The organism is Mesorhizobium sp. M7A.F.Ca.US.002.01.1.1 (genome assembly GCF_004022955.1).
Classification (GTDB): Bacteria; Pseudomonadota; Alphaproteobacteria; order Rhizobiales; family Rhizobiaceae; genus Mesorhizobium; species Mesorhizobium ciceri.
The window spans coordinates 1-8661 of the sequence record NZ_RZQE01000241.1 but is presented as its reverse complement, the minus strand read 5'-3'; the positions used below and the strand labels follow the sequence as shown (position 1 = coordinate 8661).

Sequence of the window (8661 nt, the reverse complement as noted above, 5' to 3'; positions counted from 1 at the left end):
TGGCTATCGCGCATCGTCATCAACGAGGCGCTCGGCCGGCTGCGCAAAAGACGCAAAACGGTGGCGCTGCCGGAAAATCCGCAAGCCGAGATCATCCGGTTTCCCCTCAATCCCAGCGACGATCCGGAACGGACAATGGCGCAACGGCAGATCCTCCAACTGGTCGAACAGGCCACCGACAGCCTTCCCGACGTCTACCGGACGGTGTTCGTGGCGCGGGTGATCGAGGGGCTGAGCATCGAAGAGACCGCCGACCTCCTCGGCGTGCGGCCGCAAACCGTCAAGACAAGGCTACACCGCGCCCGCGCCCTTGTCCGCAAGGCGCTGGACGACCAGATCGGGCCGGTGCTGCTCGACGCCTTCCCCTTCGCCGGCCGGCGTTGCGAACGACTGACCAGCGCCGTGATGCGACGGCTCGGGCTGGAAAGCTGAGCCTCAGCGGATTTCAGTTCATTTCAGCGGGAACGTTTGCCGCTGACCAGCATCCAATGACCGTCAACCGAAAAACACTGTCCGGGACGATTTCAGCGTCCTGGCGAAGGAGATGCCATGTCTATCCGACACACTGCTGCGCTCGCCGCCCTGCTGCTGCTCGGCACCGCGCCGTTCGCACAAGCCGCCGACAAGCCGACCGATTCGCAGATCGCCCATATCGCCTACACGGCCGGGGTCATCGACATCGAAGCGGCCAAGCTGGCCATCGACAAATCGAAGAACAAGGAGGTTGTCGATTTCGCCAAGGACATGGTCCGCGATCACGAGGCTGTAAATGTTCAGGCGCTCGACCTGGTCAAGAAGCTCAAGGTCACCCCGGAAGACAACCCCACCAGCAAGGCGCTGACCAAAGCTGCGACGGAGGAGCGGGCCAAGCTCGCCAAACTCCACGGCGCTGCCTTCGACAAGGCCTATGTCGACAATGAGGTCGCCTATCACAAGCAGGTCAACGGCGCGCTCGAAACCCTTTTGATCCCGTCGGCGCAGAATGCCGAGCTGAAAAGCCTGCTGGAAACCGGCTTGAAGATATTCCAGGGCCATGAGCAGCACGCCGAACACGTCGCCGGCATGCTCAAGTAAGGACCGGGAGCATGCAGAACCACCATCTGTGGATTGCGTTGACGCTCGCCGTCGGGATCGTGCCGGCGCAAGCCGAAACCATCCAGGTCACCATCGACAGGCTGGTGTTCTCTCCGGCCACCGTCGAGGCAAAGGTCGGCGACACGATCGAGTGGGTGAACAAGGATGTGTTCGCCCACACGGCAACCGTGAAAGGCGGCTGGGAAGTGATGATCCCGCCGAAGAAATCCGCAAGCCTGACTTTGAAGACGGCGGGACCGGTCGACTACTTCTGCCGCTTTCACCCCAACATGAAGGGCCGTTTGGTGGTGGCGCCCTGATCCAGCTCCGACGAGTGCATGTCGCCCAAAAGTGACCTCGGTTTTGGGAGAACGACACGCATAAAAACAAAGCCCTGAAGCGGGTCGCCTGAGGAATTCAAGCGACCCGCTTCAGGCTCGCCTGGCCTCGTCGGGACGCGCGATATGTGTCCACGAGCCGTCATAGCCCGGCTCGCGGCGTGCAATCCAGGCATTCAGCCCTTCGCGCAGATCAGCGGTCGGGGCCATGCGCGCAAACTGCTCGGCCTCGACCAGCAAACCTTCGGCGATGCTCTGGTTGAGGCCGCGCGCCACTGCCGTGAGGATGCCGGCAATCGCCAGATCGGAGTGCCGCAGGATACGCCTGGCCAGATCAAATGCCGCCGGCATCAACTCGGCATGCGGGACAACCTCGTTGACGAGACCCAGTTCAAGCGCCCGCGGCGGCGCAAACCAGTCGCCGGTCAACAGCAGTTCGAGCGCCCGCTTGCGCCCCGCGAGCCTCGGCAAGCGCTGGGTTCCACCAAAGGTCGGCGGCATTGCGAGGTTGATTTCCGGCTTGGCGAACAAAGCGCGGTCACTGGCGATAGCAAGCGGTACGGCCTCGGTGATTTCGCAGCCGCCACCAAAGGCAATGCCGTTGACGGCGGCGATGATGGGCTTGCGGTAGGCTTCCAGCCTCGCCGTCAGCCGCTGCCCGCGCATGACGAAATCCCGCATCGCGACACCGACGCCAAGCGCCACGCTGGCCGAGAACTCGTGAATGTCGCCCCCCGCCGAAAACGCCCGCTCCCCTGCTCCGGTCAGAATGACCGCACGAACGCTGTCATCGACTTCAATGTCGTCAAGGACCGCAAGCAGGCGATCGATCAGGGCATAGTTCAGCGCGTTGAGTTTCTCCGGCCGGTTGAGGGTGAGGATGGCAATCCCATCCCGGGTTTCGCTAAGGACAAGATCTGTCATTTGGCTCTTCCTTCTCCATCATGCTGATGGAAGGAAGACTATGCCCTTTGTCGCTTGTGTATATTCACTAGTCGGTATACATAGGCTTATGCCCGACACGCAGAGCCCTACCCGCAAACGCATTGTCGATGCCGCGACCAGGCTCTTCTATGCAGAAGGAATCGGTCGTGTCAGCGTCGATGCCGTTGCCGAGGAAGCGGGTCTCACCAAGCGCACGCTCTACTACCATTTCAAGAGCAAGGACGACCTGATCGCCGCCTATCTCGACGGCCGCGACCAACCCAATCTGAAGCGGATGGCCGGCTGGTTCGAGGCTGCCGAAGGCGGCGCGGATCGCAAGGTCGAGGCGATCTTCACCAATCTGGCGAGGTCCGCTCGCCACCCGAAATGGAAAGGATGCGGCTTCCTGCGCACGGCCGCCGAACTCGCCTCGATGCCCGGACATCCGGCGGTCAAGGTGGGCGCGCGGCACAAGCTGAATTTCGAAACATGGCTGGCCGGCGCCCTGTCGGACCATGGCGTCGCGGAGCCGCAAACCCTGGGGCGCGAGATCGTGCTTTTGATCGACGGCTGCTTTTCGATCATGCTGATCCACCGCAACCCCGATTACATCGAAGCGGCCGGACGCGCCGCGGCGACGCTGGTGCGGGCGCGACTTTCAGGCAGCCAGGTCTAAAGCGCGACGCGCTTTAAGCCTTTGGTTTTATGCATGTCGTTGCCCTAAAACCGGGGCCACTTTTGGGGCAACGACATGCATTAGAAACCGAAAGCCAGCCATGCGGTGCCGGCGGCCAGCGTTATCAGCGTCAAAGGCAAGCCGACCTTGAAAAAAGCGCCGAACGACAGCGTCGTGCCGGCGGCGCGTGCCTGTTCGGCGACGATCAGGTTGGCGACCGAACCCAGCAGCGTGAAATTGCCGGCCAGCGTCGAGCTCATGGCGACGACCAGCCAGGCGCGCTCGGGGTTTTCGAGGCCGGGTATGAAGGGCCGCAGCGCCAGCACGGCCGGAACATTGCTCATGATGTTGGAAAGCACCGCGGTGAAGCCGGACAAGCGCCAGACGTCGTCCAGCCCGAGATTCCTGGCCGAAGCGATCATGTCGGGCGAAAGAAGCGTCTTTTCGGCGCCGGCGACGACAACGAACAGACCGGCGAACATGAACAGCAGCGGACCGTCGATCTCGCGGTAGATGCGCTCCGGCTTAATGGCCCGGGTAAGCAAGAGGATGGCGCCGCCGATGAGTGCGGCCTTGGCGACGGGCACGCCGGCGAAGAAGGCAATTGCCAGCCCGATGCAGACCACCACCGCCTTCAGCACCTGCCCCTTGTGCATGCGGCCCCGCGAGACCTCGGGCGTCAATTGGACGGTGCGGGCGAATTCGGCCCGGAAGACAATGCGGATGATGACAACGACCGCGACGAGGCCGAACAAAGCGACCGGAGCCAGCGCTGCCGAAAAGGCCGGATAGGAAATGCCCGACAGCGCGCCGATGACCATGTTTTGGGGATTGCCGGTGATGGTTGCGACGCTGCCGCAATTCGACGCGGTGGCGGTGGCGATCAGATAGGGGATCGGGTTGCGCTTGATCACACGGGTGACGTGGACGACGATCGGCGCCATGACGAGACAGATGGCGTCGTTGACCAGGAAGGCCGACAACACGCCGGTCAGCAGCGTCACCATCACCAAGAGCATGAAGGGCGCATGCGCGTGCTCGATGGCGACGGCGCCAAGGCCACGAAAGGCGCCCGACACTTTTAAATGCGCCACCACGATCATCATGCCGAGCAGAAGCGTGATGGTGTCGAAATTGATCGCCCGGTACGCATCCTCCATGCTGAGCGCGCCGATGGCGATCATCGCGGCCCCGCCGAGAAGCGCGATCCCTGCCCGGTCGAGGCGCAGGCCGGGGATGCGGCCAATGGCGACACCGGCGTAAGTCAGGATCAGGATCAGCAGTGCCGCCGCGCCCATCAATGTCATCGATAAGAAGTCCTGCCCAGTCTGTGGCACGCCGCTGGCTGTCGGCCCCATTCGTCCGCTTTGCGTGCCTGCTTTAGCGCGATGTCGAGATCGATGACAGCGGGCATGTTGTTGCGCCAAGGATGTCCCATGGCCCAAGGGATGACGTGCAGCTAGCGCAGGTAGAAATCCAGCCTCTGTCGCAAAGCTTGGGAAGAATAGATCTGCTCGACGGTCTGTCGTGCCTTGAGGCCCACTGCCGCCCGCAGCGCCGGGTCGGCTTTGAGATCGGCGAGGATGCGCGCCGCCTGCTGCGTCGTTTCGAACAAGAAACCGTTTTCGCCATGCCTGATATGGTCGGAATAACCGCCATATGAATGGCAGACCACGGGCAACCCGCAGGCCATCGCCTCGAACACCACGCGACCGAAGGTTTCCATATGCCAACCGGTGCGATAATAAAACACGTCGAGCGTCTGCAGAAACTCTTCGGCGGAAAATTGGCCGGGTGGGAACAGTTCGAGTTGCGGATGCGGCATGAGGCTGTCCTTGAGCCCTATCCCTCCCTGAATCCGCAAGGCAGTACCTTCGGCCAGCAATGTCTCGTAGAGGGGTATGTCATCGGGATGATGTTTGCCCGGCCCATCGCGGCTCAAGCGTCCGACGGTGAAGGGACGATCCGAACCCAGACGCCGTGGTGAAAAACGTTCGATATCGATCGGAGACGGATGCACGGTGCCATCGACTTGGAGCATCCGTCTCTGAAAATCGGAAATCAGCACCAGTTCGGCGTCGGGCCAGTTCAGCATGCGGGGCATGCGTCTCGTCAGCGAGATGATTTTCGGGTGAAAGGTATTGAAGACATAGATCAGCCGGCGCGGCCGCGGGATCAGGTAAGGCCATATCTTGTTGCGCCAATGAGAGCCGAGAAAGACGTAGGTACCGCCATTCGGTACATCCCACTTCGACAGCGAGACGCGGCGAATCGGGAAATTCCGCATCAACTCGCCGGACACGCTGGAGGAGGTTGCCCACAGATGCACCTTGGAATCGACACTCAACAGCCGGTACAGTTCCAGAGCTTCAAGGTCACTGCCACCGAAGGGGTCCTGAAAGCCGTTGAACAAATGGATCATAATAGCTGTGTTTACCTGACCGTTTCCGCATATGTTCGCCAGCATCAAAAATTATGATCGCTGTCGGCCGGAACGCTTGGAAACTCAGAGTCAAAACCGTTTCTGCCGACAACGAAACATCGCCAACGCGGGGGGAGTATACCGGCAAGCGGTTGCAGTCCATGGCCCATCGAGCCGGCATGCTGTCCGTAAGGATCGGATTCCTTGCGGCTGATTATAAGTATTTGGAAACATAGAAGGAGCGTCTGTTTCGAGAGCTTCCCGATCAGCCTTCTGCAAGTTTCGCCCGTCAATGCACGGTGGCGACGCCGGGCGCAGGCGCCGGAGACGTTCCGGCCGGATCGAAGCTGACTTGATCGCGTCCGTTCGACTTGGCCGTGTAAAGCCTTCTGTCGGCAGCGGAGAAGATTTCCTCATATGTGATCGGGCCGGTAAAGCTTGTGCCGCCGATGCTGACGGAAAGCGGACAAGGCCTGCCGCCGGGTGAGAATTCCATCTCCCTGATACGCCGGCGGATGCTTTCGGCAACCACCCAGGATTGCGAGGGATCCACGCCGGGCAGAAACACGCCGAATTCTTCGCCGCCGATGCGGCCGACGATATCGCTGCCACGCAGTTGCCCCTTGATCGCCTGCGCTATCAGTTTGAGCGCCTGATCGCCGCAATCGTGGCCCAGGCGGTCATTGATCGACTTGAAGTGGTCGGCGTCGATGATCAGCAGCGCCCCCGAACGGGTCTGCTCCTGCTTGCGGGTCTGCTCGAGATAGGCTTCGACCAGCATCGAGAAGGCGCCACGGTTCAGCACCGCCGTCAGGCTGTCGGTCGCGGCGATGACGCTGAGATCGCGCTGCGCGATGGCCAGCTGGCGAATCTTCCACATCAGGAAAAACAGAAACGAGCCGCCCAGCACCAAAGGCAGCATCAGGTCGGTCATCTGCGCCCGCCACACGGCCTCGGGCGAAAGATAGGGAAAATTGAAGGAATCGACGAAGAACGCCACGGCAATGAAGAATGCCGTACCGACTGCCGTGACAGCGATCACCCTGCCCCAGCTCGTCGGCGACAGATCGAGCTTCATCGCGTTCAACTCCGTTAGCCGTCGCTACTATGACGCACCAACCCAAACAAATTGATAAGACTTTCCCTCCAATTCGATGTCGGCGGCGGAATCAAATCCACCGGCCAACCAGCCCCTGCCTATGACTTGCGACAGACGCTTGGGCAGACGCCACAGGACGGCCGCTGGAAAGCAGCCATCCTGTTTCAAAGTGTGAAGGCGTGGGCCAATTGCCGGCCGGGCAAGGGCAAAACGGCGCGCGAAGCCAGATCGCCCGTCTCAGTTGAGCGTCGGTTCACCCAGCGCATCGACGACAAAGGATGCCGCGATCAGGTCGTCGGCATCGAGACGCAGGGAGCCTCCGTCGCCTCCCATGGCTGAAGCCACTTTTTGAAAGGTCTTCATTTCGTATTCCGTGATCCGGGCGTCCTGCATCCTGGCCCTGAGGTCGGCAATGCGCCGATCGAGGGCCGAAGATATCCCTATTTCTCGCTTCGACATGGCAACACTCCTCCCCACCCTTGTTTGCCTCCCGCCTGTCCACTTTTATATGAGGGTCCGCGAATACAGCGGGCCGAACGCGCCGTGCGCGGGAAGGTTCCGAAAAGGCCGAGTAACGAAATAATACGCTGGCGCCGAGCCACGCCCGCGGACTTTTCTATATCAGACGCAGCTAATCCTTGACGCCGGCAGATGCCGCCCCAGAATCAGAGCATGGCAATAAAGTCGGCGACGAGGTGGCGGTCATGGCGACGGTGCTGAAGCGCGTCACGAAGGACCGCGTCAGCGTGTCGATCCCCGGTCTTCCGCATTCGGTCATTGATCCGGCAACCAGGCTGACCAGGGGCCAGCAGATGGAATTGCCCGGGGACGTTTCGCGGATCGACGGCGACAAGGTCACGGTGTCGCTCGGGCCAATGGTCACGGTGGATCTGGACAAGGCGGGCCTGGTGCAAAGCCGTGTCCCGCCGAAGCGAAGGACCGTCAGGATGTGAACAAGCGAAGCGCCACCGTCTCAGGGACCCAACCCCTTACACCCCAGCAGTGCAGAGCTGCACGAGCGATCCTGAAGTGGTCGCAGGTGCGACTCGCCGCGAAGTGCGGCCTCAGCGAAGGAACGATTGGCAGTTTTGAGAGCGGGCGAAGGATTCCCAGTCCCGCCAAGCTGGCTGCCATCCGTCGAGGCTTGGAGGCAGCGGGCGTGGTTTTCATCGATCAGAAGACCGCAGTGACAAAGAGCGGTCCGCCTCGCGAAACTATTAGTTGAACATAATTTAGATATCGCTGTTAGGCCGCAAAAGGGAGGCGCGCGATGTCACAACATGAAATCGGCGTTGTTTCGGACTGGTCGAAATTGGTGGCGGACGATCCTCTGATCGCCGCGGATATAACCCAGCGCCTTTCTGTGCTGCGCGCTTGCAATGACAACGCTGCCACCGCCGCCGACGTCCCGTCGCCCGGCACCGAAACATTTCGGGGTCCCGACATAACCAGCCTCGCAACACCCACCGAGTATCCTCGGCCGATCGTGCTCCTAGCGACGATCTATGCGTCGACGGTCCTGGGGGTAACGCTGCTTCTGGCGGCGGCGGTCTGAGCGCACGAGACCTGATACCGCTCTCTGAAAGCCCGTGTCTCCGGTATAAACCGTAACCTATGTGTCCGGAACGGACCGAAAGGCTTTGGCGATCCCGACAGGATTCGAACCTGTGACCATCGGCTTAGAAGGCCGGTGCTCTATCCAGCTGAGCTACGGGACCGCTGGCCGGCCGTTGGGCCGGCTGGATATTCTGGCGCCGGGCGCCGTTCAATGCGTCCAGGGCGTCCTGCGGTCATAGCGGAAATTCTCCGCATAGGAAATCTGGCGGCGCTTGGTCTCTTTCGGCTCTTCGACGCGGAAAGCGAGCCCTTGCTTTTCGGCGTAGGCGACCGCCTCTTCGCGCGTGTCGAAGCTAAGCCTGATCTGGCTTCTCATGTCTGCCGACGTCGTATAGCCCATCAGCGGGTCGATCTTCTTGCGCGACTCGGGATCGAATTCCAGCACCCAGTAACCGGTCTTGGCCTTGCCGGACTGCATCGCGGTTTTGGCTGGGCTGAAAATGCGCGCGGACATGGCCACCTCGTTGTTGTGCAAGGCAGCATCGCCACCCTTCGCCCGTCATTACTGCGC

13 protein-coding genes and 1 tRNA gene are annotated in these 8661 nt (G+C 61.2%); 7 read left to right on the top strand and 7 right to left on the bottom strand.

Annotated features, from left to right (window positions below; genetic code table 11):
* The 3 genes from EN932_RS21630 to EN932_RS21620 all read left to right on the top strand — a co-directional run.
* Positions 1-432: sigma-70 family RNA polymerase sigma factor (locus EN932_RS21630; RefSeq protein ID WP_128369059.1), on the top strand; the 432-nt coding region annotated here is incomplete at its 5' end.
* Between the two features lie 117 nt (positions 433-549).
* Positions 550-1074: a DUF4142 domain-containing protein gene (locus EN932_RS21625; RefSeq protein WP_127370509.1), complete on the top strand. Its 525-nt coding sequence runs from the start codon at positions 550-552 to the stop codon at positions 1072-1074.
* A gap of 11 nt (positions 1075-1085) precedes the next feature.
* Entirely contained in the window at positions 1086-1394 is a 309-nt protein-coding gene (locus EN932_RS21620; protein WP_013532430.1) for a cupredoxin family copper-binding protein, read from the top strand.
* A gap of 111 nt (positions 1395-1505) precedes the next feature.
* Here EN932_RS21620 and EN932_RS21615 read toward each other — a convergent pair whose 3' ends face one another.
* Entirely contained in the window at positions 1506-2336 is an 831-nt protein-coding gene (locus EN932_RS21615) for a crotonase/enoyl-CoA hydratase family protein (RefSeq protein WP_127384696.1), read from the bottom strand.
* An 88-nt stretch (positions 2337-2424) separates the two neighbouring features.
* Between EN932_RS21615 and EN932_RS21610 the strand changes: the two genes are divergently transcribed.
* Positions 2425-3012 carry a TetR/AcrR family transcriptional regulator gene (locus EN932_RS21610; RefSeq protein ID WP_024505017.1) on the top strand — a complete coding sequence of 196 codons (588 nt, stop codon included), beginning with the start codon at positions 2425-2427 and terminating at the stop codon, positions 3010-3012.
* Positions 3013-3092: 80 nt separating this feature from the next.
* Here the strand turns inward: EN932_RS21610 and EN932_RS21605 are convergent, their stop codons facing one another.
* The 4 genes from EN932_RS21605 to EN932_RS21590 form a co-directional block, all read right to left on the bottom strand.
* Complete coding sequence (locus EN932_RS21605) at positions 3093-4319, bottom strand: anion transporter (RefSeq protein ID WP_013532433.1); 1227 nt, start codon at positions 4317-4319, stop codon at positions 3093-3095.
* Positions 4320-4471: 152 nt separating this feature from the next.
* Entirely contained in the window at positions 4472-5434 is a 963-nt protein-coding gene (locus EN932_RS21600; protein WP_128338129.1) for a glycosyltransferase, read from the bottom strand.
* A 289-nt stretch (positions 5435-5723) separates the two neighbouring features.
* A complete protein-coding gene (locus EN932_RS21595; RefSeq protein ID WP_013532435.1) occupies positions 5724-6512 on the bottom strand; it encodes a GGDEF domain-containing protein in 789 nt (262 codons plus the stop codon).
* A gap of 258 nt (positions 6513-6770) precedes the next feature.
* On the bottom strand, positions 6771-6992 hold the full coding sequence (locus EN932_RS21590; protein WP_013532436.1) for a hypothetical protein: 222 nt from the start codon (positions 6990-6992) through the stop codon (positions 6771-6773).
* Between the two features lie 245 nt (positions 6993-7237).
* Here EN932_RS21590 and EN932_RS21585 point away from each other — a divergent pair, with 245 nt between their 5' ends.
* From EN932_RS21585 to EN932_RS21575, 3 genes are read left to right on the top strand one after another with little or no spacing between them, the layout of a single operon-like run.
* On the top strand, positions 7238-7486 hold the full coding sequence (locus EN932_RS21585) for a hypothetical protein (protein ID WP_127370277.1): 249 nt from the start codon (positions 7238-7240) through the stop codon (positions 7484-7486).
* Positions 7483-7758 (top strand): helix-turn-helix transcriptional regulator, encoded by a 276-nt coding sequence (locus EN932_RS21580; RefSeq protein WP_127370275.1) that lies wholly within the window; start codon positions 7483-7485, stop codon positions 7756-7758. Before EN932_RS21585 ends, EN932_RS21580 begins: the two co-directional genes overlap by 4 nt.
* 45 nt (positions 7759-7803) lie before the next feature.
* Positions 7804-8088, top strand: a complete 285-nt coding sequence (locus tag EN932_RS21575) for a hypothetical protein (RefSeq protein ID WP_127370276.1) — start codon at positions 7804-7806, stop codon at positions 8086-8088.
* 86 nt (positions 8089-8174) lie between these two features.
* Here EN932_RS21575 and EN932_RS21570 read toward each other — a convergent pair.
* Positions 8175-8251 (bottom strand) — tRNA-Arg (locus EN932_RS21570).
* Between the two features lie 47 nt (positions 8252-8298).
* Positions 8299-8604, bottom strand: coding sequence for an ETC complex I subunit (locus EN932_RS21565; RefSeq protein WP_013532440.1), 306 nt, complete (start codon positions 8602-8604; stop codon positions 8299-8301).
* Positions 8605-8661: the final 57 nt, after the last annotated feature.

Excerpts from the sequence above, each read along its gene's own strand:
- EN932_RS21625 (WP_127370509.1), top strand. The coding sequence starts at position 550 with ATGTCTATCCGACACACTGCTGCGCTCGCCGCCCTGCTGCTGCTCGGC.
- EN932_RS21620 (WP_013532430.1), top strand. The coding sequence starts at position 1,086 with ATGCAGAACCACCATCTGTGGATTGCGTTGACGCTCGCCGTCGGGATC.
- EN932_RS21615 (WP_127384696.1), bottom strand. The coding sequence starts at position 2,336 with ATGACAGATCTTGTCCTTAGCGAAACCCGGGATGGGATTGCCATCCTC.
- EN932_RS21610 (WP_024505017.1), top strand. The coding sequence starts at position 2,425 with ATGCCCGACACGCAGAGCCCTACCCGCAAACGCATTGTCGATGCCGCG.
- EN932_RS21605 (WP_013532433.1), bottom strand. The coding sequence starts at position 4,319 with ATGACATTGATGGGCGCGGCGGCACTGCTGATCCTGATCCTGACTTAC.
- EN932_RS21600 (WP_128338129.1), bottom strand. The coding sequence starts at position 5,434 with ATGATCCATTTGTTCAACGGCTTTCAGGACCCCTTCGGTGGCAGTGAC.
- EN932_RS21595 (WP_013532435.1), bottom strand. The coding sequence starts at position 6,512 with ATGAAGCTCGATCTGTCGCCGACGAGCTGGGGCAGGGTGATCGCTGTC.
- EN932_RS21590 (WP_013532436.1), bottom strand. The coding sequence starts at position 6,992 with ATGTCGAAGCGAGAAATAGGGATATCTTCGGCCCTCGATCGGCGCATT.
- EN932_RS21585 (WP_127370277.1), top strand. The coding sequence starts at position 7,238 with ATGGCGACGGTGCTGAAGCGCGTCACGAAGGACCGCGTCAGCGTGTCG.
- EN932_RS21575 (WP_127370276.1), top strand. The coding sequence starts at position 7,804 with ATGTCACAACATGAAATCGGCGTTGTTTCGGACTGGTCGAAATTGGTG.
- EN932_RS21565 (WP_013532440.1), bottom strand. The coding sequence starts at position 8,604 with ATGTCCGCGCGCATTTTCAGCCCAGCCAAAACCGCGATGCAGTCCGGC.